Source organism: Methyloversatilis sp. (assembly GCF_051861465.1).
In the GTDB taxonomy this organism is placed as follows: domain Bacteria; phylum Pseudomonadota; class Gammaproteobacteria; order Burkholderiales; family Rhodocyclaceae; genus Methyloversatilis.
Genome location: NZ_JBHYCQ010000011.1, coordinates 1 through 23,070 on the forward strand (window position 1 = coordinate 1; position 23,070 = coordinate 23,070).

At 64.9% G+C, this 23,070-nt stretch carries 20 protein-coding genes and 2 riboswitches; of the genes, 4 read left to right on the forward strand and 16 right to left on the reverse strand.

What is annotated here, in order from left to right:
- Positions 1 to 142 precede the first annotated feature (142 nt).
- Positions 143 to 244, reverse strand: a riboswitch (TPP riboswitch).
- A gap of 116 nt (positions 245 to 360) precedes the next feature.
- The gene (locus ACTIFF_RS14940) at positions 361 to 1,908 is read left to right on the forward strand and encodes a surface-adhesin E family protein (protein WP_439537549.1); all 1,548 of its coding nucleotides are present in this window, start codon (positions 361 to 363) and stop codon (positions 1,906 to 1,908) included.
- Positions 1,909 to 2,110: 202 nt separating this feature from the next.
- Here ACTIFF_RS14940 and ahcY read toward each other — a convergent pair whose 3' ends face one another.
- Positions 2,111 to 3,520 carry an adenosylhomocysteinase gene (gene ahcY / locus ACTIFF_RS14945; RefSeq protein WP_439537550.1) on the reverse strand — a complete coding sequence of 470 codons (1,410 nt, stop codon included), beginning with the start codon at positions 3,518 to 3,520 and terminating at the stop codon, positions 2,111 to 2,113.
- Positions 3,521 to 3,590: 70 nt separating this feature from the next.
- Positions 3,591 to 3,689: riboswitch (S-adenosyl-L-homocysteine riboswitch) on the reverse strand.
- A gap of 139 nt (positions 3,690 to 3,828) precedes the next feature.
- On the opposite strand from ahcY, the gene ACTIFF_RS14950 reads away from it, so the two are divergent.
- Positions 3,829 to 5,370 (forward strand): C13 family peptidase, encoded by a 1,542-nt coding sequence (locus ACTIFF_RS14950; RefSeq protein ID WP_439537551.1) that lies wholly within the window; start codon positions 3,829 to 3,831, stop codon positions 5,368 to 5,370.
- 60 nt (positions 5,371 to 5,430) lie between these two features.
- On the opposite strand, the gene ACTIFF_RS14955 is transcribed toward ACTIFF_RS14950, so the two are convergent.
- From ACTIFF_RS14955 to ACTIFF_RS14980, 6 genes are all read right to left on the reverse strand, one after another.
- Positions 5,431 to 5,805 (reverse strand): membrane lipoprotein lipid attachment site-containing protein, encoded by a 375-nt coding sequence (locus ACTIFF_RS14955; protein WP_069039176.1) that lies wholly within the window; start codon positions 5,803 to 5,805, stop codon positions 5,431 to 5,433.
- A 136-nt stretch (positions 5,806 to 5,941) separates the two neighbouring features.
- The gene (locus ACTIFF_RS14960) at positions 5,942 to 6,403 is read right to left on the reverse strand and encodes a VOC family protein (protein WP_439537552.1); all 462 of its coding nucleotides are present in this window, start codon (positions 6,401 to 6,403) and stop codon (positions 5,942 to 5,944) included.
- A gap of 11 nt (positions 6,404 to 6,414) precedes the next feature.
- Positions 6,415 to 7,218 carry a prolipoprotein diacylglyceryl transferase gene (gene lgt, locus ACTIFF_RS14965; protein WP_439537553.1) on the reverse strand — a complete coding sequence of 268 codons (804 nt, stop codon included), beginning with the start codon at positions 7,216 to 7,218 and terminating at the stop codon, positions 6,415 to 6,417.
- A 215-nt stretch (positions 7,219 to 7,433) separates the two neighbouring features.
- The gene (locus ACTIFF_RS14970; protein WP_439537554.1) at positions 7,434 to 8,618 is read right to left on the reverse strand and encodes an EAL domain-containing response regulator; all 1,185 of its coding nucleotides are present in this window, start codon (positions 8,616 to 8,618) and stop codon (positions 7,434 to 7,436) included.
- Between the two features lie 28 nt (positions 8,619 to 8,646).
- The gene (locus ACTIFF_RS14975; protein WP_439537555.1) at positions 8,647 to 12,813 is read right to left on the reverse strand and encodes a PAS domain S-box protein; all 4,167 of its coding nucleotides are present in this window, start codon (positions 12,811 to 12,813) and stop codon (positions 8,647 to 8,649) included.
- A gap of 144 nt (positions 12,814 to 12,957) precedes the next feature.
- The gene (locus ACTIFF_RS14980) at positions 12,958 to 13,647 is read right to left on the reverse strand and encodes a YggS family pyridoxal phosphate-dependent enzyme (RefSeq protein WP_439537556.1); all 690 of its coding nucleotides are present in this window, start codon (positions 13,645 to 13,647) and stop codon (positions 12,958 to 12,960) included.
- 86 nt (positions 13,648 to 13,733) lie between these two features.
- Here ACTIFF_RS14980 and ACTIFF_RS14985 point away from each other — a divergent pair, with 86 nt between their 5' ends.
- Both ACTIFF_RS14985 and ACTIFF_RS14990 read left to right on the forward strand, forming a co-directional pair.
- Complete coding sequence (locus ACTIFF_RS14985) at positions 13,734 to 14,777, forward strand: type IV pilus twitching motility protein PilT (RefSeq protein WP_439537557.1); 1,044 nt, start codon at positions 13,734 to 13,736, stop codon at positions 14,775 to 14,777.
- A gap of 80 nt (positions 14,778 to 14,857) precedes the next feature.
- The gene (locus ACTIFF_RS14990; protein ID WP_257080839.1) at positions 14,858 to 15,991 is read left to right on the forward strand and encodes a PilT/PilU family type 4a pilus ATPase; all 1,134 of its coding nucleotides are present in this window, start codon (positions 14,858 to 14,860) and stop codon (positions 15,989 to 15,991) included.
- Positions 15,992 to 16,035: 44 nt separating this feature from the next.
- Here the strand turns inward: ACTIFF_RS14990 and ACTIFF_RS14995 are convergent, their stop codons facing one another.
- From ACTIFF_RS14995 to ACTIFF_RS15035, 9 genes are all read right to left on the reverse strand, one after another.
- The gene (locus tag ACTIFF_RS14995) at positions 16,036 to 16,413 is read right to left on the reverse strand and encodes a diacylglycerol kinase (RefSeq protein ID WP_439537558.1); all 378 of its coding nucleotides are present in this window, start codon (positions 16,411 to 16,413) and stop codon (positions 16,036 to 16,038) included.
- A 29-nt stretch (positions 16,414 to 16,442) separates the two neighbouring features.
- The gene (gene tpx, locus ACTIFF_RS15000; protein WP_305634153.1) at positions 16,443 to 16,946 is read right to left on the reverse strand and encodes a thiol peroxidase; all 504 of its coding nucleotides are present in this window, start codon (positions 16,944 to 16,946) and stop codon (positions 16,443 to 16,445) included.
- A gap of 48 nt (positions 16,947 to 16,994) precedes the next feature.
- Complete coding sequence (locus tag ACTIFF_RS15005) at positions 16,995 to 18,422, reverse strand: DUF3426 domain-containing protein (protein ID WP_439537559.1); 1,428 nt, start codon at positions 18,420 to 18,422, stop codon at positions 16,995 to 16,997.
- A complete protein-coding gene (prmA, locus tag ACTIFF_RS15010) occupies positions 18,422 to 19,348 on the reverse strand; it encodes a 50S ribosomal protein L11 methyltransferase (protein ID WP_439537560.1) in 927 nt (308 codons plus the stop codon). The genes ACTIFF_RS15005 and prmA overlap by 1 nt, the downstream gene beginning before the upstream one ends.
- On the reverse strand, positions 19,345 to 20,706 hold the full coding sequence (gene accC, locus ACTIFF_RS15015; protein ID WP_257080844.1) for an acetyl-CoA carboxylase biotin carboxylase subunit: 1,362 nt from the start codon (positions 20,704 to 20,706) through the stop codon (positions 19,345 to 19,347). Before accC ends, prmA begins: the two co-directional genes overlap by 4 nt.
- A gap of 137 nt (positions 20,707 to 20,843) precedes the next feature.
- A complete protein-coding gene (accB, locus tag ACTIFF_RS15020; RefSeq protein WP_439537561.1) occupies positions 20,844 to 21,299 on the reverse strand; it encodes an acetyl-CoA carboxylase biotin carboxyl carrier protein in 456 nt (151 codons plus the stop codon).
- Between the two features lie 55 nt (positions 21,300 to 21,354).
- Positions 21,355 to 21,873, reverse strand: a complete 519-nt coding sequence (gene aroQ / locus ACTIFF_RS15025) for a type II 3-dehydroquinate dehydratase (protein WP_439537562.1) — start codon at positions 21,871 to 21,873, stop codon at positions 21,355 to 21,357.
- Between the two features lie 53 nt (positions 21,874 to 21,926).
- On the reverse strand, positions 21,927 to 22,466 hold the full coding sequence (locus ACTIFF_RS15030; protein ID WP_439537563.1) for a TlpA family protein disulfide reductase: 540 nt from the start codon (positions 22,464 to 22,466) through the stop codon (positions 21,927 to 21,929).
- Positions 22,463 to 23,020 (reverse strand): nucleotidyltransferase, encoded by a 558-nt coding sequence (locus ACTIFF_RS15035; protein ID WP_439537564.1) that lies wholly within the window; start codon positions 23,018 to 23,020, stop codon positions 22,463 to 22,465. The genes ACTIFF_RS15030 and ACTIFF_RS15035 overlap by 4 nt, the downstream gene beginning before the upstream one ends.
- Positions 23,021 to 23,070: the final 50 nt, after the last annotated feature.

The following is a 23,070-nucleotide window of genomic DNA, read 5'->3' on the forward strand; positions in this document are numbered from 1 at the left end:
TTGGGCAGCGGCGCGATGGCCGCCGAGTCGACGTGCGCCTGCGCGGCGAGGAAGGTGTCGCGGGAATCGCGGGAGTCGGGGGAAAGCGGGTCTTTGGCGTTCATGGAAGCTCCTGTGGGGCGAAGGGAACGCCGGCGCCCGGAGGTGGAGCTGCCCGTTTCCCTACGCCGGCATGATCCGGATCAGGTGTTGAGGGTGTGTCTCAGCCGCCAGCCTGCGCCGGGCGGCACCCCTAACGTGTGCAGGCTGAAAGTACCCTGCCGGCTGCGCCAGCGCAAGCGGCGTCGTTCAAGCGGGCGGTCTCGCGTGCCGTAAACCCTTCATCGTCCCGAACGGGACAGGGCTGACACGAGACCTGCCATGCAAAAGACCCACGCTCTGACTTCCTCCGTGATCGCCGCCGCGCTGTGCAGCGCGCTGGGCATTGCCCATGCGGCTGACTGGCACGTCGTGTCGACCGACCGCGGCAAAACCATCGAAATCGACCGGGACAGCGTGCTGCGTGCAGAAAGCGGCAAGAAGGTGGCCTGGGGACGGCTGGTGCTGAGCGACGCCGACGCCCAGAAAACCGGCTACGCGATGGTGCAGGCGCTGAACCGCTACGACTGCCAGAGCCTGCGCTTTGCCACGATCAAGCGCGTCTATCTGGATGCCAACCACAAGATTCTGCGCGAGGAACGTGCCGGCTCGGACAGCGAGATCGCGCTGCTGCCCGGCACGCTGGACGAAAAACTGTTCCGCGAAGTGTGTCAGCCGCCGGGTGCCGAGGAATTGCGCCAGGTCGCCGAACAGGCCGGCCGCGCCGCACTGACGGCGGCGAATGCGGCGGAGGGGCAGGGCGGCATCCAGCGGACCGAAATGGTCAGCATCAAGCCCGACCTGCGGGACGCTGCGGCGCAGGCGCGCAGCGAAATGGCTGCCGCACCGAAAGCTGCTGCGCCTAAGCCGGACAGCGCCGAGAAGGTGACTACCCCGGCCGGTCTGAAGGAAAAACTGGCGGCGGCGGACAAGCCGGCGCCAGCCCGGTCGGTCGAACCGGTCGCCGAAAAGGTGGCTGCCCCGGTCGCGAAGCCCGCACCGCCTGTCACGCGCAGTGAGATTCCCTTGCCGCCGCCGTACCGGCCAAAATCCAGGCCGATGCAGATGGCCGCCCTGGCGCCGGACGTACATGCGGGGTCCAAGCCGAAACCCAAGGCAGCGGCGGAAGTATCCCCGCATCCTGCTGCGCACGGCGACATCCACTGGACTTACGAAGGCGAGTTCGGGCCGCAGAACTGGGGCAAGCTCAAACCGGAGTGGGCGCAGTGCGGTGAAGGCCGCACGCAGTCGCCGATCGACATCCGCGAGGGCATCAAGGTCGACCTGCCGCCGATCAGCTTCGACTACAAGACGAGCTATATCACGATCATCGACACCGGTCATACGGTGCAGGTCAATGTCGGCGAGGGCAGCAGCTTTACCGTATCGGGCAAGCGCTACGACCTGGTGCAGTTCCATTTCCACAAGCCGGCCGAAGAACGCATCAACGGCAAGAGCTATGAAATGGTGGCCCACCTCGTGCATCGCGATGTGGACAACAAGCTGGCGGTGGTCGCGGTGCTGCTCGATCGCGGTGACGAAAGCTCGATCTTCAACACGCTCTGGGCCTATCTGCCGCTGCAGAAAAACGTGGAATCGACGCCGGACGTGAGCATTGACCTCGCGAAACTGCTGCCGGAAAAGCGCGAGTACTTCACCTACATGGGTTCGCTGACGACGCCGCCGTGTTCGGAAGGCGTGACCTGGATCGTGCTGAAGCAGCCGCACCTCGTGTCGGCCGAGCAGATCGGTGTGTTCGGTCACCTGTACAGGAACAACGCGCGGCCGGTGCAGGCGGGCAATTCGAGACTGATCAAGCAGTCGCGGTAGAGGCCCTCGGCGCCGCCGTTTGCCCGGCGTGCGGCGCGAGCGGGCCGCCTGCGGCCTCGCATCGAATCCGGTCCGTACTGCCGTCAAGGCGGTCGGCTTCGTCGAAAACAAAAAAGCCTCCATGACGGGTCCGCTGGAACCGTCATGGAGGCCATCCTTCCGCAGGTCGATCCGGGCCGGGAGCCTCCCGGCCGGCTGTCGATCAGTAGCGGTAGTGATCCGGCTTGTACGGACCTTCGCGGTGCACGCCGATGTAGCGCGCCTGCGTATCGCTCAGTTCGGTCAGCTGCGCATTCAGCTTCCTCAGCTGCAGGCGCGCGACCTTTTCGTCGAGGTGCTTGGGCAGCACGTAGACGCCGACAGGATATTTCTCTGTTTCGGTGAACAGCTCAATCTGGGCGATGGTCTGGTTGGCGAAGGAACTGGACATCACGTACGACGGATGACCCGTGCCGCAACCCAGATTCACCAGACGACCCTTGGCCAGCAGGATGATGCGACGGCCCGACGGGAAGATGACGTGATCGACCTGCGGCTTGATTTCGTCCCACTCGTACTTTTCGAGCGCGGCGACGTCGATTTCGTTGTCGAAGTGGCCGATGTTGCAGACGATGGCCTGATCCTTCATCTTCAGCATGTGTTCATGCGTGATGACGTGATAGTTGCCGGTGGCGGTCACGAAGATGTCGGCGTGTTCGACCGCGTAATCCATCGTGACGACGCGGTAGCCTTCCATCGCGGCCTGCAGTGCGCAGATCGGGTCGATTTCGGTGACCCACACCTGGGCCGACAGGGCGCGCAGTGCCTGTGCCGAGCCCTTGCCCACATCGCCGTAACCGGCGACGACGGCGACCTTGCCGGCGATCATCACGTCGGTGGCGCGCTTGATGCCGTCGACCAGCGACTCGCGGCAACCATACAGATTGTCGAACTTCGACTTGGTGACCGAGTCATTGACGTTGATGGCCGGGAAAGCCAGACGGCCTTCCTTGTGCATCTGGTACAGACGATGCACGCCGGTGGTGGTTTCTTCGGTCACGCCCTTGATGTGCTTCAGGCGCTTCGAATACCAGTTCGGGTCGCGCTTGAGCGTTTCGGTGATCGAATTGAACAGGCAGACTTCTTCTTCGCTCGCCGGGTGGTGCAGCGCGGTCGGATCGGTTTCCGCCTTGGTGCCCAGATGCAGCAGCAGCGTGGCATCGCCGCCGTCGTCGAGGATCATGTTGCTGAAACCGCCGTCCGGCCATTCGAAGATGCGATGGGTGTAATCCCAGTAATCGACCAGCGACTCGCCCTTGACCGCAAACACCGGCGTGCCGGCAGCGGCGATCGCTGCAGCGGCGTGGTCCTGCGTCGAGTAGATGTTGCACGATGCCCAGCGCACTTCGGCGCCCAGCGCTTCGAGCGTCTGGATCAGCACGGCGGTCTGGATCGTCATGTGCAGGCTGCCAGTGATGCGCGCGCCGCGCAGCGGCTGCTGCGTCGCGTACTCTTCGCGGATCGCCATCAGACCCGGCATTTCGGTCTCGGCGATGGCGATTTCCTTGCGTCCCCAGTCGGCCAGCGACGGGTCGGCAATCACGTAATCCTTCAGATCATTGGGGGCATTCATCTACGGGCTCCTTTGCAAGGGCAGGTGTGCTCACCTGCCATCCGCCACCGGACAATTCCGGCACTGCGGGTTCAGGTGAGCGCCGTTACAAATGTGCCCGCGACCGGCGACGGTCTGGCGGGGTCCGAGCCTGGGGGCCTTGCGGCACCTCGCAGCGCTCCTCGGAAGCTTTCGATTATAACGTCGCACGGGTCATCGGTCCGGGCATTTGCCCGCTCCAGTGATGCGACGCTGGCAACAGAGTGGCGAAAACCGCAATACGTTCCCGCCACGTCTGCATTTACGGTCTCTCCGGACGCAACTTGAGCATGAATCACGAAAATCACGAACTTTCCGGCACCCCGACACCCGTGGAGCCGCCGGGTCCGGCCGGCCACGTCATCGGCGACCTTCTCCGCAACCTCGCCGCCGGGCTGGGCAGTCTGCTGCTGTCCGCACGCGCTACGGCCGCCGCGCGCGCCGGCGTACTGGCATGGGTGGTGCTGGAATTGGCCGGTCTGCTCATCCGTCTTGGTTTCGAAGTCGCCCGCAACGGCAGCGACGGACGGATCGACCCCGGCGCGCTGCCGGATCAGCTGTTTCACCTGCCTTGGCTGCTGCTGTGTGCCTGGCTGGTGACTCGTCGGCAGCATCGGACCGACGCGGTGTTGCAGGCCGTGGTGGTGCTGGCCGCGTTGTGGATATGGATCGACGTGTCGTGGAATCTGGTCGCCATGCTGCCGGCCGGGATCTGGGACAGTCTGGGCGATGACAGCCAGTGGCTATGGTGGGCGCCGCTGGGCTGGGGCATCCTGGCGTCGACCGTCGCGCTGTGCCGGCTGCAGGGCGCGACCGGTGTCCAGCGCGCTGGCGTGCTGGGCGCGGTGCTGCTGGTGCTGGTGGTGCCGCAGATTGCGGTCGGTCCGCAAGCCCCGCTCTGGCTGGCGAGCGAGCCCGCACAGGACCCGGCAGAAGCCGCTCGCTGGCAGCAGGCGCGCAGCGAAACCGTGATCTACCGGCAGCCCTTGCTGCTGACCGAGGCACTGGCGCGGCTGGAACCCGGCCAGCCGGGCAGGACCGACCTGTTCCTGCTGGCAGTCGCCGGTCATGGCGCGCAGGACGTGTTCCTGCGCGAGGTCGAAAAGGTCGAGCGCCTGTTTGCGGAACGGTTCGGCACCGGCGGGCGCAGTGTGGTGCTGGCCAACAACCCCGGCACCGTGCTGACCCGCCCGCTCGCCACGGTCAGCGCGCTTGAACGCAGCCTGCAGATCATCGCTCAGCGTATGGACGACGATGAAGACGTGCTGTTCGTTTTCCTGACGTCTCATGGCGCCGAAAATCACCTGTTCGATCTCAGCCTTTGGCCATGGGAGCTGGAACAGCTGACGCCGCAGCGACTGGCCGGACTGCTCGATGCGGCGGGCATCCGCAACCGCGTCATTCTCGTGTCTGCCTGCTATTCGGGCGGCTTCGTGCCGCCGCTGGCCGGACCCGACACGCTGGTGATGTCGGCGTCGCGTGCTGACCGCAATTCGCACGGTTGCTCGCACGAGGCAGACTGGACCTTCTTCGGTCGCGCCTTCTTCGACGAGGCGCTGCGCGAAACCACCTCGTTCACCGATGCTTTCGAGCGCGCGCGCGCGGCGGTGGCGCAACGCGAATCTGCCGAGGGGCTGGAGCCGTCGGAACCGCAGATTGCCGTGGGAGAAACGATCCGGTCGCGGCTCGCCGATCTGGCCGCCGGGTGGCAGGCGAGGCCAGATCTGCCGTCCGCGCAGGCTGCGGGCGACGCAAACGTCGACCTTTCGCAGCCGCCCTGCGATGGCGAGGCGGCGCAACGAAAGTGCGCTCACCCGGCTAACCGGCGTTGAGTCGGCCGCCGGTCGTTTTCGAAGACCGATCGCGACGGGGGCATGGCCCCCGCCTGACGGTCACTTCTTGCGCGTGGCCTTGAACGGGAAGTCCAGGCCGGACACCCACATCGCGCCGGTGATTTCGTCGCCGCTTTCGTGCTGCTTGGCGTCGACCTTCACCTTCATGCCCGAGTAGATGAACTCGCCATCGATCTTGTTCGTTTCGCTGTCGAAGGTGAATCGATCCATGGCCAGTTCGCTGCCATTGGCCTTCATCAGCACCGAAAAGGATTTGGGGTCGGCGTTCGGGCCGGTGATCGTCAGCGTGCCGGTCACGTCGCCTTCCGGTGTTTCGAGGACCTGATAGTCCCACTGCCCGGCCGGCGTGGGTTTCATCGGCGAACAGGCGGCAAGCGCAAGGACGCTGAACAGCAGGCAGAGCAGTTTTTTCATGGTCAGTCAGTCTCCGTCGTTATGAAGGTCACCCTGTCACGCGGTGATCCGGGCGGCGCGTGTCGCACCGCTGCAGACTCATGGTGCCGCAGGCTTGACGAAGCGGCAAGCGTCCGCCCTGCACATCGACGTTGTCTCAACCCAGTGCCGCGACGACTTCAGGGGGCGCCTGCACCAACTCGATCAGCACGCCTTCGCCGCACAGCGGGAACTGTTCGTTGCCCTTCGGGTGGATGAACACGATGTCGAAGCCGGCCGCGCCGCGGCGGATGCCGCCCGGCGTGAAACGCATGCCCTGCGCCGTCATCCACTCGACGGCCTTCGGCAGATCGTCCACCCACAGACCGATGTGGTTCAGCGCAGGCTCGTCGACACGCGGCTTCTTCGACGGGTCGAGCGGCTGCATCAGATCGACCTCGATCCGGCTCGGTCCCGTGCCCAGCACGGCGATGTCCTCGACGACGTTCTCGCGCTCCGACGTGAAGTCGCCTTCCAGACCGAGGCCGAACACATCGACCCACAGATGCCGCAGTTTCATGCGGTCGGGACCGCCGATCGCGATCTGTTGCAGGCCGAGGATGCGGAAAGGTCGGTTCATGGATTCACTCCTCAAGTACGGCGATACGCCAGGATCATCATCACGCTGCCTGCAGCGACCATCGGCAGGCTGAGCCACTGGCCCATCGACAGCCCGCCGGCCAGCAGGCCCAGAAAATCGTCCGGCTCGCGGCCGAACTCCGCCAGAAAGCGGAAACCGCCGTAGCCGATCAGGAACATGGCACTGACCGCCGCCATCGGTCGCGGCTTGCGTGCGAACCACCACAGCAGCGCGAACAGCGCGAGCCCCTCGCCGGCGAACTGGTACAGCTGCGACGGATGACGCGGCAGCGCATCGACGGTCGGAAAGATCATGGCCCAGGGCACATCGGTCACGCGCCCGACCAGCTCGGCGTTGATGAAATTGCCCATGCGCCCGGCCGCCAACCCGAGCGGCACCAGCGGCGCGATGAAATCGGTCAGCTGGAAGAAGCGCCAGTCCATGCGGCGTGCAAACAGCGCCGCCGCGATCAGCACGCCGAGGAAGCCGCCGTGGAAACTCATGCCGCCGGACCAGATGGCCGGAATCTCATGCCAGTTCTCGAAGTAATACGCCGGCTTGTAGAACAGCACGTAGCCCAGCCGCCCGCCCAGCACCACGCCCAGTACGCCGAAGAACAGCAGGTCATCGATCTGCTTCGTGTCGAGCATGGACATGCCCTGCGCGGCCAGCCGCCGCGCATGGACCCGACCGAGCAGCATGAAGCCGACGAACGCCAGCAGATACATCAGCCCGTACCAGCGCACGGCAAGCGGGCCCAGTTCGAAGGCGATGGGGGAAATCGTGGGGTGGATCAGGAAGGCGGAGGCGGGCACGTCGGGAGCTTGGGGAAGTGCATCGAAGGCGGCAGTCTAGCCGGTCGGCGCGTCCGGCTGTGCAGACGGTGACCCGACGCGGGCGACGCAAACCATGAGTCGGGCACCGTGGGCGGCGGTCCCCAACCGTCCAGCCGGCAGCGGGTAACGACAGACAATGTCCGCAAACGACGCGCTGTTGCTGCGCTGCTTCGGCAACCCTGCGATGTCGGAATTCAGGCCGCGCTGGTCGCGGGTTGCCAGTGCCGTGCGGCGTCGCCGCTCATCGGGCGCGCAATGAAATAGCCCTGTGCCAGGTCGCAGCCGATCGACGTCAGGTAGTCGAGCGCGCCCTGATCCTCGACGCCTTCGGCGGTGAGGCGCAGGCCGAGGCTGTGGCCGAGGTCAACAATGGAACGGATGACGGTGCGCGATTCCTGCGATGCCATGGCGTTCATGACGAAGGATTTGTCGACCTTCATTTCCGAGAACGGCAGGCGGACCAGCTGCACCATCGATGAGTAGCCGGTGCCGAAGTCATCGATCGACAGCTGGAACCCTCGCATGCGCAGCCGGGTCAGCAGGTCGAGCGACGTGACCGGGTCGTCCATCGCGCTGGTTTCGGTCAGTTCGAGAATGAGCTGTCCGGGGGAAACGCCGTGCGTGGCGCACAGGCCGGAAATGAATTCCGCCAGCTGGAAGTCGATCAGGCTGCGGGCGGAAATGTTCACCGACAGCGACAGCCCGGTGCCGGGACAGCTGCCGGAAAACCAGGCGAGTGCCTGTTCGAACACCTGCTCGGTCAGCGGGTCGATCAGACCGGTGCTTTCGGCCAGCGGAATGAAGCGGTCGGGCATGATGAGCCCGGCCCGCGGATGCTGCCAGCGCACGAGTGCCTCGAAGCCCGCAAGCTGGTGGCTGCCGCAGACGACTTTCGGCTGGTAGGCGAGCACGAACTCCCGTGCGTCGAGCGCCCGGCGCAGTTCGGCCAGATCGGGCACGAAGGCGGCGTCACCGGCGGCAGTGCCTCCCGGGGCCCTTGCGGTCGGAGGCTCGATGGCGAGCAGGCTGCGCAGCGTGGCCGGCGAAAAGGGCTTGGACACGATGCCGGTCACGTTCAGGCCGTGTTCGGTGGCCGAGCGCTTGGCGGCATCTAGAATGCGGCCGCCGACGCCGCTGGTGATGATGATCTGGGCGCGGCAGCCCTTGATGGCCAGCATGCGCATGACTTCGACGCCATCCATGTCCGGCATCACGAGATCGATTGCGATATGGGTGGGCTGCCACTGATCGCATGTTTCGAAGAACTGCACCGGTTCGCAGGTGATCCGGGTTTCCAGTCCGGTTTCTTCGGCGATCCATGCAATCGTCTGCGCGACCGCGAGGTCGTCGTCAAGTACCAGCAGTCGGCCGTTCAACATGGTGCGGTGCTTTCGGACAGAAGCATGTTCATCTCGAGCCGGACAGTGCCAGCCTGACTTTGCGCGCCAGTTCGGCGCGCCGGTACGGCTTGTTCAACAGATGTACGCCCTTGTCGAGTCGCCCCTGATGCACGATCGCGTTCTCGGTGTAGCCCGAGGTATACAGCACCTTGAGCTGCGGTCGCACGCCGTGCGCCGCTTCGACGAGCTGCGGACCGTTCATGCCGCCCGGCATGATGACATCGGTAAACAACAGGTCGATGTGCGACCGGCCACGGATGATCTGCAATGCATCCGGTCCGTTGGTCGCTTCGATCACCGTGTAGCCGAGGCCGAGCAGCACGTTTCTCGCATGCTGACGGACCAGTTCGTCGTCTTCGACCAGCAGCACGGTTTCGTCGCTGCCCTGGGCATCGCGTTCGGCACCGGCGTCGGGCGACCCATTCTCCGACCATTCGTCCGACAGGTCGGCGCGCGGCAGATACATCTTGACCGTGGTGCCCTGGCCGACCTCGGAGTACACCTTCACGTGACCGCGCGACTGCTTGACGAAGCCGAACACCATGCTGAGCCCCAGTCCGGTGCCCTTGCCCTTCTCCTTCGTGGTGAAGAAGGGCTCGAACACCCGCGCAAGATGTTCGGGCGCTATGCCGGTGCCGGTGTCCGACACGGCGACCAGCACATACTGACCCGGCGACAGGTCAGGATAGGGGGTGCCGTGCGCGTCATCGAGCCAGGCGTTGGTCGTTTCCATCGTGAGCCGCCCGCCGCCCTTCATGGCATCACGCGCATTGATGCACAGGTTCAGCACGGCGCCTTCCAGCTGCGACGGGTCGACCAGCGCGCGCCACAGGCCGGGCCCATGGCGGAATTCGATCTCGATGTTTTCGCCCAGCGTGCGGCGCAGCATGTCGTGCATGCCGAGCAGCACGCCATGGGTATCCACCGATCTGGGTTCCAGCGCCTGCCGGCGCGAAAAGGCGAGCAGGCGATGCGTGAGATCGGCGCCGCGCTGGGCGGCCGTACGGGTCATTTCCGCCAGCATGCGCAGGCGATCGTTGTCGCCCAGCTTTTCCATCAGCAGTTCGGAATTGCCGAGGATGACGGTCAGCAGATTGTTGAAGTCATGCGCCACACCACCGGTCAGCTGGCCGACGGCCTCCAGCCGCTGTGCCTGCTCGAGCTGCGCTTCCACGGCGAGGCGGTGCGTGATGTCGGTGTTGATGGCCAGTACCGACTTGGGCTTGCCGTCGGCACCGGTCAGCAGTGTCCAGTGACCTTCCACGGTCAGCGAACTGCCATCCTTGCGGCGTTGCGTGATCTCGCCGGTCCATTCACCGGTGGCGATGACCTGCTGTGTCGCGACCCGGAATGCCGTGTCGTCCGGGTAGAACAGGTCGTTGATCCGCTGTCCGATCGCTTCGTGCGCCGGCCAGCCATAGATGCGCTCGGCGCTCTTGTTCCAGTACAGCACCCGATGGTCGATGCTGCGCACGATGATTGCGTCCTGCGCCTTGTCGAGCAGAGAGGCCTGCTCGCGGATGCGCGCGTCAGCATGCTGGCGTTCGAGCTCGGCGGCAGCGCGCGCGGAAAAGATGCGCAAGGTCGAGGTCATGAAGGCGGTTTCCTCGAGACATCGCCGGAACAGCACGAACAGCCAGCCGATCACCCGGCCATCGGCATCCACCAGACGGCGGCCGACATACGCTTCGATGTCCGGGCCGCCGAGCGTCGTCACGGCACCGAAACGGGCCATGACGCCCTGGCAGAATACCGACTCGTCGGCATGCAAAAGGGTTTCGCAGGGCGTCTGGTCGACGTCGTACTCCATGGCCGGTACCGACTCGCCGTCGCATACACCCGCAATCGTGCGCGCCCGCAGTGGCGTGCCAGGCAACAATACGGCGAGAAACCCGGCGTCGGCACCCAGCGCCTCGGTCATGTTGCGCACGAGCTGTTCGAAAAACTCGTTGCCGGCACTCGCTGACACGGCAGCGGCCACCTTCAGCACGGCTGACTGCAGGCGACGACGCTCGTCCTGCGCGCGGATGCTGTCGATACCGAACGCGAGGTCGTTGGCCAGCCCCTTCAGCAGCATAAGCTCCTCGTCAGCCATCTGACGTACTTCATCGGCGTACAGTGACAGCACGCCGAAGGTCCGGCGGTCGTTCTTCAGCGGCAGCCATACTCCACCCATGTAGCCGCGCGCGGCAGCCGCCGCCGACCATGTTCTGAAGCTTTCGTCGCGGCTGAGGTCGTTGCTGAAGATCGCCTCGCCCCCGCGGATGACGCGACCCGCCGGGCCCTTTCCGTCGACGCGGCTTTCGTCCCACGACAGATGGATGTTGTCGAAATAGCCATCGGTCCAGCCCGCGTGACATTGCACGGCGACCGGCTTGTCCGGTGCGTCGATTGCGTAGCCGACCCAGGCCATTCTGTAGCCGGCACTGTCGACGGCGATGCTGCAGATTTCGTGCAGCAGTTCCTGCTCATCCTGGATGCGGATCAGCGCCTCGCTGCAGCGGCTGCGCAGGTGAAGCGCGCGCGTGCGCTGCATCAGCAGACGTTCGGACCGGTCGCGCCCGGTAATGTCGTGCATCGCCACTACGGCACCCAGTTGTCGCCCGGATTCCGTCGCGATCGCCTGTCCAGTGCACTGCACGAGTCGCGGCGAGCCGCCAGCCGGTGCAATCACCATCTTCGCGTCCTTGATGATTTCGCCACGCAGTGCGCGGAACAGCGGAATGTCCGCCAGGGCGAGCGGCGTGGCGCCATCGGCGGCGAACAGGCTGTAGTGCGCGCCCCACTGTTCCGGTGGCAGCGGCTCCGGCGGAAGTCCGTGCAGATCGCGGGTGACGCGGTTGAACACCGATAGCGTGCCGTGTTCGTCACAGGCAACGATGCCTTCCGACAGGCTTTCAAGCAGTGCGTCGAGAAATTCACGTTCGCGTTCGCGCTCCTGTTCGAGCTGCTTGCGCTGAGTGATGTCGCGGAAATACACCGTCAGGCCGTCGTCCGACGGATAGGCACGAACTTCGAACCAGGACGCCAGCGGCGTGTAATAGGTATCGAACTCGACCGTCACGTTGTGCCCGACGGCGCGCCGATACGCGTCGCCGACCTCCGAGATTTCGGTACCGGAAAACTCGTCCCACAGCCGCTTGCCGACGACGGCGTCCGTGTCGCGCGTCAGCAGGCGCCCGGCTTCGCGGTTCATGTAGGTGAAGCGCCAGTTTTCATCCAGTGCGAACACGCCGTCGGTCATGCTGTCCAGCGTGGACGACAGGCGGCTGGCCAGCCGCCTTGTCTCTTCCGTGGCGCGCTTGCGTGCGGAAATATTCTGGAATGCGCCATGCACCTGAACCACACGCCCCTGCGGGTCAAGGCCCGCACGTCCGATTGAACGCACCCAGACCCGCTGCCCGCGGGATGTGACGACCTGCAGTTCCTCATCGAACGGTTTGCCCTGCGTCAGACAGGCTTCGAAAGCGTCCGTGATCTGCGCTCGCCACTCGGGCGCGTAGAGATCAAGTGCCTGACCGACCGAGAGCCGCGTACCCCGCGGCATTTCGTGAATGGCATACACCTCGTCCGACCAATTCAGCCGTTGCGTCGCAACGTCGAATTCCCAGGTCCCGATCCCGGCCATCCGCTGCGTGGCCTGAAGCTGGTCGGCGAGGCGCTGCCGCTGCACCTCGATCTGCTTGCACTGCTGCTGAAGGTCGATGTGCGCCATGATCTGGGTCGCCAGCGCGTCCAGCGCATCGAGCTGTTCGGGTGACAGTGCGTGCGGTCGGGTATCCATCACGGCCAGGGTGCCGATCGCGAAACCGGACAGCGTGCGCAGCGGCACGCCCGCGTACATCCGGACATGTGGTTCGCCGCGCACCAGCGGGTGAATTGCCAAACCGGCCGATTCACCGATGTCGGACATCATGAACGGACTGCGGGTGGCGATCGTGCGCTCGCAGAGGGCGACTTCGCGCGGAAACTCGCGCGGTCCGGCAAGGCCCACGGTCGATTTGAACCACTGGCGTGATGCGTCGATGAAACTCGTGAAGGCGATCGGTGTGCCGCACACCTGGGCCGCGAGCCGGGTCAGGCGGTCAATCTGCACGTCGGGAGGCGTGTCGAGCACTGCGCACGCGGTCAGTGCATCAAGCCGGCAGCGCTCTGCGTGATCGGTCTGGCTCATGACGCTTCCGTGAATGTCTGTCGACAGATCCTGCGCCCCTGAATGCTGGGGGTGCGCCCCTCCTCGGTCACCGCAAATTTACCTTGAATCGGGTCGCCAGCACCGTGAATTGGCTGTGCGCTTCGACCTGCCACCGCCAGCCGCTCACGTGCGGGCGCCGAACAACGCACTGCCGACGCGCACGATGGTCGCGCCCTCGGCGATGGCGGCTTCCAGATCGTGCGACATGCCCATCGACAGCGTGTCCAGATCGTGTCCGGCCGCATTCAGTTCTTCGAGTACCTGCCGTAAATGGGCAAAACGTTGACGCTGGAGAATGACATCGTCTGTCGGTTCGGGAATGGCCATCAGGCCGCGCAGCTTCAGCCGGGGCAGTCGCGCGACCGCGTCGGCGAGCGCGGCCACGTCGCCCGGCGCCACGCCGCTTTTCGACGCCTCGTCGCTCACGTTCACCTGTATGCATATGCAGAGCGGCGGTTTGTCGGGCGGGCGCTGTTCGGACAGGCGCTGCGCGATCTTCTCGCGGTCGATGGCGTGCACCCAGTCGAACCAGGTCGCCACCGGTCGCGTCTTGTTGCTCTGGATCGGCCCGATGAAGTGCCAGTCGAGCGCATGGCCCGCCGCGGTCAGCCGTTCCGCCTTGTCGCAGCCTTCCTGCACGTAGTTTTCGCCGAACGCCCGCTGACCGGCTGCTGCTGCAGCGAGGATGTCAGCATCGGGTTTGGTCTTGCTGACCGCCAGCAGCGAAATGCTCGCCGGATCGCGACCGCAGGCGTGAGCCGCTGCCGCAATGCGGTGCCGAACTGCTTGCAGGTTGTCTGAAATGTTCATCATAATGCCCTGAATTTCATCGATTTATCTCTGGCCGGAAAGCACCTGTTCGTGCTGCCCGGCGCGTCGCAACAGCTCCGAGGTTAAGCATGGACATCACCGAACTGCTCGCGTTTTCCGTCAAGAACAAGGCGTCCGACCTGCATCTGTCGGCCGGCCTGCCACCGATGATCCGCGTGCACGGCGACGTGCGACGCATCAATCTGCCGCCGATGGAGCACAAGGATGTGCACGGCATGATCTACGACATCATGAACGACACCCAGCGCAAGGTGTATGAAGAGCACCTCGAGTGCGACTTCTCGTTCGCGGTGCCCAATCTGGCGCGTTTCCTGGTCAATGCCTTCGTTCAGAACCGCGGCGCCGGCGCGGTGTTCCGGACCATTCCGTCCAAGGTGCTGACGCTGGAAGAATTGAACGCACCCAAGATATTCAAGGAGATCGCCAACACGCCGCGCGGCATCGTGCTGGTGACCGGACCGACGGGTTCCGGCAAGTCCACGACGCTGGCGGCCATGGTCGATTACGTCAACGAGAACGACTATGGCCACATCCTGACGGTGGAGGATCCGATCGAATTCGTTCACGAATCGAAGCGCTGCCTGATCAATCAGCGCGAAGTCGGGCCGCATACGCTCAGTTTCGCCAACGCGCTGCGTTCGGCGCTGCGGGAGGATCCGGACGTGATCCTGGTGGGCGAAATGCGCGATCTGGAAACCATCCGGCTCGCGCTGACCGCCGCCGAAACCGGCCACCTGGTGTTCGGCACCCTGCACACGTCGAGCGCCGCCAAGACGATCGACCGTATCGTTGACGTATTTCCGGCCGAGGAGAAGGAAATGGTGCGGGCCATGCTGTCGGAGTCGCTGCGCGCCGTCATTTCGCAGACGCTGCTGAAGACCAAGGATGGTGCCAGCCGCGTTGCGGCGCACGAAATCATGGTCGGCACGCCGGCCATCCGCAACCTGATCCGCGAAAACAAGATCGCGCAGATGTATTCGGCGATCCAGACCGGCCACAACGTGGGCATGCAGACGCTGGACCAGAACCTGACCGAACTGGTGCGCCGCAATGTGATATCGAACGCCGAAGCGCGCACCCGCGCACAGAACAAGGACGCCTTCGCCGGGTGACCGGCGTCGACCGGACGTGCAGCCGGCTACACTGGACACGTCGGCAGCATCAATCGCGTCAATCGCAGCGGAGAGCGTAGATGGAAAGAGATCAGGCACTGAAATTCATGTACGACCTGCTGCGCCTGATGGCGACCAAGCGCGGGTCGGACCTGTTTGTGACCGCAGGATTTCCGCCGGCCATCAAGGTGGACGGCCGCATCATTCCGCAGTCCAACCAGTCGCTGACGCCGCAGCACACAGCCGAACTGGCGCGCGCCATCATGAATGACCGGCAGGCGGCGGAATTCGAATCCACGAAGGAATGCAATTTCGCGATCTCGCCGGCCGGCATCGGCCGCTTCCGCGTCAATGCCTTCGTGCAGCAGGGCAAGATCGGCTGCGTGCTGCGCACCATCAACGCCAAGATTCCGACGCTCGACGAGCTGGGGCTGCCGACCGTGCTGAAGGACGTGGCGATGGCCAAGCGCGGTCTCACCATCTTCGTCGGCGGCACCGGCACCGGCAAGACCACCTCGCTGGCTGCGCTGGTCGACTGGCGCAACACCAACAGCTACGGTCACATCATCACGATCGAGGACCCGATCGAATATGTGCACGAACACAAGAACTGCGTCGTGACGCAGCGCGAGGTCGGGCTGGACACCGCCGACTGGGAAATCGCGCTGAAGAACACGCTGCGCCAGGCGCCCGACGTCATCCTGATGGGTGAAATCCGCGATCGCGAAACGATGGAGCACGCGATCCAGTTCGCCGAAACAGGCCACCTGTGTCTGGCCACCCTGCATGCCAACAGCGCCAACCAGGCGATCGACCGCATCATCAACTTCTTCCCCGAGAACAAGCGCGAGCAGTTGCTGATGGATCTGTCGCTGAACCTGCGCGCAATGATTTCGCAGCGTCTGGTGCCGATGAAGGAAGGCAAGGGGCGCGCGGCCGCGATCGAGGTGATGCTGAATTCGCCGCTGATCGCCGATCACATCTTCAAGGGCAATGTGGGCGAGATCAAGGACGTGATGAAGCGCTCGCGCGAGATCGGCATGCAGACCTTCGACCAGGCGCTGTTCGACCTGTACGAAGCGGGTCGCATCAATTATGAAGACGCGCTGCGCAACGCCGACTCGGTGAATGACCTGCGGCTGCAGATCAAGCTCAACAGCAAGGAAGCGCAGGATCGCAACCTGAACGTGACGTCAGGGCTGGATCTGGTCTGAGCCGGCGTCTGTCGCGGCGTTCGCGCCGCACAGGACCGGTGTATTCACATCCGCTGCACCAGTATCAGCCCCCATACCAGACCCAGGTTCAGCAGCGCCAGCATCACCGCCGCCGAGCCGATGTCCTTGGCGCGCTTGGCGAGGCGGTGGTTTTCGAGCGAGATGCGATCGACGGTCGCTTCGATCGCCGAATTCAGCAGTTCCACGATCAGCACCAGCAGCACCGCAAAAGCCATCAGCGAGCGCTCGATGCCGGTATTGCCCAGCCAGATCGCCAGCGGAATCAGCACGACGGCGGCGATCACCTCCTGCCGGAAGGCGTCTTCGTGGCGGAACGCTGCACCCAGCCCCTCGGCGGAATAACGCGTGGCATTGAGCAGCCGGCGCAGGCCGGTCTTGCCCTTGAACGGACTTTCTTCCATCTGCAGTGACCGGTCGGTTGGGCGGCTGCCTATCTCAGCGCGGCCAGTGCGGCGTCGTAGTCGGGTTCCTGCTTGATCTCGGGCACCAGCTCGGCATGCAGCACGCCATTGTTCGCGTCCAGCACGATGACGGCGCGGGCGGTCAGCCCGGCCAGCGGTCCATCAAGTATCTCCACCCCGTAGTTCGCCATGAATTCGCGACCGCGCAGCGTCGACAACGACACCACGTTGGACAATCCCTCGGTTTCGCAGAAGCGCTTCATCGCGAACGGCAGATCAGCCGAAATGACCAGCACCACGGTGTTGTTCATCTTGCCGGCCTGCTCGTTGAAGCGGCGCGTCGATGCCTGGCAGACCGGCGTATCGAGGCTGGGTACGATGTTGAGCACCTTGCGCCGGCTGCCGAAACTGGCCAGCGCGACGTCGGCCAGATCGGTTCCGACCAGCGTGAACGACGGGGCCCGGGACCCCTGCACGGGGAAATGTCCGGCGAGATGGATGGGCGTGCCGGCCAGCAATACGGTCTGGGTCATCGCAGTGTCCTCGGTGTCGGTGTGGGGGCCGGCGCTGACGCGCCGGAGTCAGGGATAGAAGGCGTACAGGCGGTAGCCGCTGGCGCCGGATTCCGCCGGGTCGACCAGCACACCGACCGTCTGTTCCGATGCCGGAGCGAAACTCTTTGTGCGGGCGTCCGGCGGCAGGAATTCCGACGGCGTCAGCACGCGCCGCACGACGGCGCGGTCGCCGGTATCGGTCAGCGTCAGTTCGAGATGCGGCCATTCCTGCTCGAAGGCGGCGGTATTGCGCAACAGTGCCGACAAGCGCAGCAGCGGCTCCCGCCCGGGTTCCGGCGTCAGTTCCGACGCCTCGATGCTCACCTTGTCGGGTTCGCGCGGCGCCCGCACGCTGCAGCCGATGCGCGCGCACGCCTGCTCGAACAAGGGCTTGAGCGCGGGCTGGGCAAGCGCAAGTTCGGTGCGGAAGTGATAGGCCAGCTGGCCCGTCGCGACCAGCGCGAGCAGCAGGCATCCCGCGATCCACAGCGCGGTCCGCAGCCCGCTGCGCGCGGCAGGCTCCTCGTCGCCGTAGAGCTCGCGCCGGATGCGCTGCATGGCCGGGTCGCGCACCGGTTCGAGCGCCGGCGGCGGATCGAGCAGCGGGTCACGTGCGGGCGCAGGGGCCGGCACTTCGTCGGGCGTGTCGTCGCGGGTGCCGGATGCCGGGACGGTGTCGTCCATGACATCGGCTGGCGGGCGGACGGAAGCTTCAGCAGGATCGTCGGCGGCGACTGCGATCAGCCCGTCCATTGCCGCAGACGTGTGCGCAGGCGACGCATCCGCCGGATCGTCAGTGGTGGCCGGTTCCCTGGCCGGATCGATCTGCAGCCCGGCGGCAGCGTCCAGTTCGAAAATGTCGAGCGGCTGGGTGATGTCGGGGTCGAGTTCGTGCGTGGCAGCCGGTTCGGAGGGCGTGAAGGGCGACGGTTCCGACAGCGACGGCATGCCCCAGTAATCGGTGGTGCGTGCGACCAGGGCGTCCATGTTGCCGCCCGGCTCGGGCATCGGCTGCCCGGGTGGCTCTGCCGGGCCACCCGGTTCGGTCAGCCGATCGGTCGTGACGGCAGACGCTTCGCTGCTCACCCGGACTTCGGGCGCATCGACGACATTCAGCGTGGCGTGGCTTTCTTCGGGCGGTTCAGGCGGATGGTCGGCGTCGCCGGTGGGCGAGTCAGCGAAGAAGCTCGCAATGTCAGTGTCCGGTGCTTCGCTGACCGCAGCGACCGTGCCCGCAGCAATCGGAAGGGGCAACGCCGGCGATGGCGGCGCGTCGATCGGCGTGCTGCCTGTGGCGACCGGACCGGCCGCGCGCAGGGCGGCGATGTCGACCATCGCGTCCAGCGCGTCGAAGACTGCATGGCAGCGGCCACAGCGCACGCGGCCTTCGCGTGCCCGGATCTGCACCGTATCGACGCGGAAGACGGTGGCGCAGGCCGGGCAGCGGGACAGCATCAGAGGCGTGTCCCGGTCAGCAGCACCCAGCCATCCCGCTCGCCGGCAACCTCCAGTTCGAAGGCCGGGCGATAGGCATCGCATACCATCTCGGTCTGGGCGGACAGGATGCCGGACAGCGCGATGCGCCCACCACCCCGCGTCAGGCCGCATAACAGCGGCGCCAGCACGGTCAGCGGATTGGCGAGGATGTTCGCCACCACGATGTCGGCCTGATGGTCGATGGTTTCGCTTGAATGCATCAGCTCGAGTGTGGCGCCATTGCGCTCGGCGTTGTAGTGCGCGGCGTCGAGTGCGTGCGGGTCGATGTCGGTGCCGGTCACCCGCGCCGAGCCGAGCCGCGAGGCCGCCAGTGCCAGGATGCCCGAGCCGCATCCGTAGTCGATGACGGTTTCGCCGCCGGTGATTACGCGGTCCAGCCATTCCAGGCAGAGACGGGTGGTCGGGTGCGAACCGGTGCCGAAGGCCATGCCCGGATCGAGCGTGATGTTGATCGCCGCCGGGTCGGGCTGGGCGTGCCAGGAGGGCACGATCCACAGTCGGTCCGACACGCGGATCGGGTCGAACTGGGCCTGCGTGATGCGCACCCAGTTCTGCTCGTCGAGCTGCGATGTCGTATAGGGTGGGGGGGCGGTCAGACCTGCCGCCTCGGCCGCTTCGGCCATGGCGGAGGCGAGATCGGCGTCGTGTTCGAACAGCGCGTGCAGGCGCGAATGCGGCCACAACTCGACCGCCACCGGCAGCCCGGGCTCGCCGAACTGGGGTCTTTCGTCCGGCGTGCCGGCATCGGCGTCCTCGATGTCAACAGACAGCGCGCCGGCGTCGAGCAGCGCGTCCGACAGCGCTTCGGCATGATTCGAATCAGCCAGCAGCGTGACGGTGATCCAGCCGCCTGCTGCACCCACGGGCTGGTCGTTGGCGCTCATTTGGCTTTGGCCAGAACCTGATCCGCCAGCTTCTGTTCGAGGTAGTGGATGCTGGTGCCGCCATCGACGAAGCGCGCGTCCTGCATCAACTCCTGGTGCAGCGGGATGTTGGTCTTGATGCCGCTGACGATCATTTCCGACAGGGCAATGCTCATGCGGCGGATTGCCTGGTCGCGCGTGTCGCCGTAGGTGATCACCTTGCCGATCATCGAGTCGTAGTAAGGCGGCACGGTGTAGCCCTGATAGACGTGCGAATCGACGCGCACACCCGGGCCGCCCGGTGGGTGATAACCGGTGATCTTGCCCGGGCTGGGTGTGAACTTGTACGGGTCTTCGGCGTTGATCCGGCACTCCAGCGCATGGCCGGTCAGCTTGATGTCGCGTTGCTTGAAGCGCAGCTTTTCGCCCGCCGCCACGCGGATCTGCTCCTGCACCAGGTCGATGCCGGTGATCAGTTCCGTCACCGGATGTTCCACCTGGATGCGGGTGTTCATTTCAATGAAGTAGAACTCGCCGTTCTCGAACAGGAACTCGAAGGTGCCGGCGCCGCGATAGTTGATGCGCCGGCAGGCTTCGGCGCAGCGTTCGCCGACGCGCGCGATGATGCGGGCCGGAATGCCGGGCGCCGGTGCTTCCTCGATGATCTTCTGGTGCCGCCGCTGCATGGAACAGTCGCGCTCGCCCAGATAGACCGCGTTGCGGTGAGCGTCGGCCAGCACCTGGATTTCGATGTGGCGGGGGTTTTCGAGAAACTTCTCCATGTACACGGAGGGGTTGTTGAACGCTGCCCCCGCTTCGGTCCGCGTCATCTGCACCGCATTGAGCAGGGCCGCTTCGGTATGTACGGTACGCATGCCGCGGCCGCCGCCGCCGCCGGCGGCCTTGATGATCACCGGATAGCCGATGCCACGCGCGATGCGGATGATTTCCTTCGGGTCGTCGCCGAGCGCGCCTTCCGAGCCGGGCACGACCGGTACGCCCGCTTCCTTCATCGCATCCTTGGCCGATACCTTGTCACCCATCAGCGTGATGGTTTCCGGGCGCGGGCCGATGAATACGAAACCGCTGCGCTCGACCCGTTCGGCAAAGTCGGCGTTTTCGGACAGGAAGCCGTAGCCAGGATGAATGGCTTCCGAATCGGTCACCTCGGCCGCCGAAATGATGGCCGGGATGTTCAGGTAGGACTGGCTGGACGGCGCCGGGCCGATGCATACCGACTCATCGGCCAGCTTGACGTATTTCGCTTCGGTGTCGGCTTCGGAATGCACCGCCACCGTGCGGATGCCCAGCTCGCGGCAGGCACGCAGGATGCGCAGGGCGATTTCGCCGCGGTTTGCAATCAGTATCTTTTCAAACATGGGCAACCTCCGCGGCGAAACCGCCCTGACGGCCCTTGGCCGTCGCGCAATTTGACTTCGTCGCTGCGCTGCCCGCAGGCAGCTGGTCACCGCGGTTTGCGATCAGTATCTTTTCAAACATCGTTTCGGGTCCGCGCTCAGCCGATGATGAACAGCGGCTGGCCGTATTCGACCGGCTGGCCATTCTCGACCAGCACCGCCTTCACGACGCCGGCAGCGTCCGACTCGATCTCGTTCATGAGCTTCATCGCTTCGATGATGCACAGCGTTTCGCCGACCACGACGGTCTGTCCGATATCGACAAATGATTTGCCGCCGGGCGAAGACGAGCGGTAGAAGCTGCCGACCATCGGCGACTTGACCACATGGCCTTCAGGCTGGGCCGCCTCGACCGGCACGACCGGCAGGGCGGCAACGGCAGCGGCCGGTGCCGCTTGCTGCGGCGCAGGCTGGCTCGATACATAGGTGGTCTGCATGGTGGGCGGCAGGTGCTTTGCAATGCGCACCTTTTCTTCGCCTTCGGTGACTTCGAGTTCCGAAATCCCCGATTCCTGTACCAGATCGATCAGCTTCTTGAGTTTGCGCAAATCCATGATTTTCCCCGCAAGAACCGCCCACGTACGTGGCGCGGTGTTTGTGCATGTTTAATTATTGTGTGGTGTCGAGCCGGCGGAGCGCGAACTCCAGAGCGGCTTCGTAACCGTAGGCACCGAGTCCGCAGATGACGCCGACGGCGATGTCCGACAGGTAGGAGTGGTGCCTGAACGCTTCTCGTGCATGGACGTTCGACAGGTGAACCTCGACGAACGGGATGCTGACCGACGCGAGTGCGTCGCGAATGGCCACACTGGTGTGGGTGTAGGCGGCCGGGTTGATGAGGATGAAGTCGATGTGTTCGGCCCGCGCGTGCTGGATGCGCGTGACCAGTTCGCCTTCGTGGTTGCTCTGGAAGCATTCGATGACCACGCCGCGCTCCAGCGCAGTCACTTTCAGCCGGGCATCGATGTCGGCCAGTGTCAGATGACCGTAGATGTCAGGTTCCCGCGAGCCCAGCAGATTCAGGTTGGGCCCGTGCAGGACAAGTATGCGACGCGTCGCGGCAGGCTTTCCGACACTGTCCGGCTGCACGGCAGTTTTTGACGCCTTGCGGCGAGTTGTAGGCTGCATGGCAGCAAGTTTGCCGGACTTGGCTGCAATTTGTCCAGCCGGGAACAGTGCGCTCAGCGCAACCTTGCCAGCAGGATGGCTTCCAGTTCGGATTCCTTGTAGGTGCCCAGCTTGCGTTCGACCACGCTGCCGTCGGGTGCGAAAATCACCGTGAATGGCATGCCCTGCGCGGTATTGCCCAGTTCCGAAGAAATCTGTATCGCGTCAGAACCGCCGATCAGCAGCGGATAGTCGATCGTCTCTTCCAGCAGGTATTGGCGCACGTTGTCTGCGCTGTCGATGCTGATGCCGACGAATTGCACGCCGCGATCGCGCAGTCGTCCGGCAATGCGCGAAAAACCGGGCATTTCCTCCCTGCACGGCGGGCACCAGGTGGCCCAGAAATTCACCACCAGCAGTTTGCCGCGCCATGCCGAGAACGGCATTTCGGTGCCGCTGGCGTCGGCCAGCCGGAGCGCGTCGAGACGGTTGGCGCCGATGGTCGCGGGTGCTGCCTCGAGCGTCGGTTGGCGCGACAGGGCGCTCCACACACCCGCGGCGCCGGCCGCGAGCACCATGGCGGCGATCAGGGCGCGTCGCAGCCAGATATTCATTCCTCGATCTCCTCGTTGTCCAGCAGGGCACGCAGCGACTCGGCACGCAGCCGCTCCCGCCCCCGGGACCGTTCCAGACCGGCCGGGAAGACCGCCAGTTCCACTGGCAGGTCATCCCAATCGAACAGCAGCGTGGTTTCCGGGCTGTTCCGGTCGGGCCGGCGCGGGTCGCGTGAATCGAAATCGACGCCGTTGTTGAGCAGGAACAGTTCGACTTCCTTTGCGCTGTCGGCGAAGACCTGCAGTTCGATTGCCGTGAAACGCCCGGCAGTCCCGTCGACCAAGCCGCCGGTGGCGTAGGGGTTGAAGCGAGCGAGCTCCGCCATCAGCGTCACGGCGGCGCTGCGCAGCATGCGCAACTGTTCCGGCTGTTCGTCGGCCAGATACAGTGACTGGTAGGTGCGTACCGCCTCCTCGATCTCGAGGTTGGTCGGCAGTTCCTCATTCGGACCGATGCCGAGCTGACGCGCCGCCTTGCGTTTGGCGAGCCCGTAGTCGCGGATGCCTTCTTCGGCGATCAGTCGCGCGGCAGTGCTTGCGATCTGCCGTCTCATGTTGCTGGGGCGCATGGCGGATGCTGCAGAGGGTGGGCACGGGCCCGGGT

Bases quoted from the DNA above. Each gene is read 5' to 3' on its own strand.
- ACTIFF_RS14985 (WP_439537557.1), top strand. From the start codon at position 13,734: ATGGACATCACCGAACTGCTCGCGTTTTCCGTCAAGAACAAGGCGTCC.
- ACTIFF_RS14990 (WP_257080839.1), top strand. From the start codon at position 14,858: ATGGAAAGAGATCAGGCACTGAAATTCATGTACGACCTGCTGCGCCTG.
- ACTIFF_RS14960 (WP_439537552.1), bottom strand. From the start codon at position 6,403: ATGAACCGACCTTTCCGCATCCTCGGCCTGCAACAGATCGCGATCGGC.
- ACTIFF_RS15030 (WP_439537563.1), bottom strand. From the start codon at position 22,466: ATGAATATCTGGCTGCGACGCGCCCTGATCGCCGCCATGGTGCTCGCG.
- ACTIFF_RS14995 (WP_439537558.1), bottom strand. From the start codon at position 16,413: ATGGAAGAAAGTCCGTTCAAGGGCAAGACCGGCCTGCGCCGGCTGCTC.
- ACTIFF_RS14955 (WP_069039176.1), bottom strand. From the start codon at position 5,805: ATGAAAAAACTGCTCTGCCTGCTGTTCAGCGTCCTTGCGCTTGCCGCC.
- ACTIFF_RS14950 (WP_439537551.1), top strand. From the start codon at position 3,829: ATGAATCACGAAAATCACGAACTTTCCGGCACCCCGACACCCGTGGAG.
- ahcY (WP_439537550.1), bottom strand. From the start codon at position 3,520: ATGAATGCCCCCAATGATCTGAAGGATTACGTGATTGCCGACCCGTCG.
- accB (WP_439537561.1), bottom strand. From the start codon at position 21,299: ATGGATTTGCGCAAACTCAAGAAGCTGATCGATCTGGTACAGGAATCG.
- tpx (WP_305634153.1), bottom strand. From the start codon at position 16,946: ATGACCCAGACCGTATTGCTGGCCGGCACGCCCATCCATCTCGCCGGA.
- aroQ (WP_439537562.1), bottom strand. From the start codon at position 21,873: ATGCAGCCTACAACTCGCCGCAAGGCGTCAAAAACTGCCGTGCAGCCG.
- ACTIFF_RS15005 (WP_439537559.1), bottom strand. From the start codon at position 18,422: ATGCTGTCCCGCTGCCCGGCCTGCGCCACCGTCTTCCGCGTCGATACG.
- ACTIFF_RS14970 (WP_439537554.1), bottom strand. From the start codon at position 8,618: ATGTTGAACGGCCGACTGCTGGTACTTGACGACGACCTCGCGGTCGCG.
- ACTIFF_RS14975 (WP_439537555.1), bottom strand. From the start codon at position 12,813: ATGAGCCAGACCGATCACGCAGAGCGCTGCCGGCTTGATGCACTGACC.
- accC (WP_257080844.1), bottom strand. From the start codon at position 20,706: ATGTTTGAAAAGATACTGATTGCAAACCGCGGCGAAATCGCCCTGCGC.
- ACTIFF_RS15035 (WP_439537564.1), bottom strand. From the start codon at position 23,020: ATGAGACGGCAGATCGCAAGCACTGCCGCGCGACTGATCGCCGAAGAA.
- prmA (WP_439537560.1), bottom strand. From the start codon at position 19,348: ATGAGCGCCAACGACCAGCCCGTGGGTGCAGCAGGCGGCTGGATCACC.
- ACTIFF_RS14940 (WP_439537549.1), top strand. From the start codon at position 361: ATGCAAAAGACCCACGCTCTGACTTCCTCCGTGATCGCCGCCGCGCTG.
- ACTIFF_RS14980 (WP_439537556.1), bottom strand. From the start codon at position 13,647: ATGATGAACATTTCAGACAACCTGCAAGCAGTTCGGCACCGCATTGCG.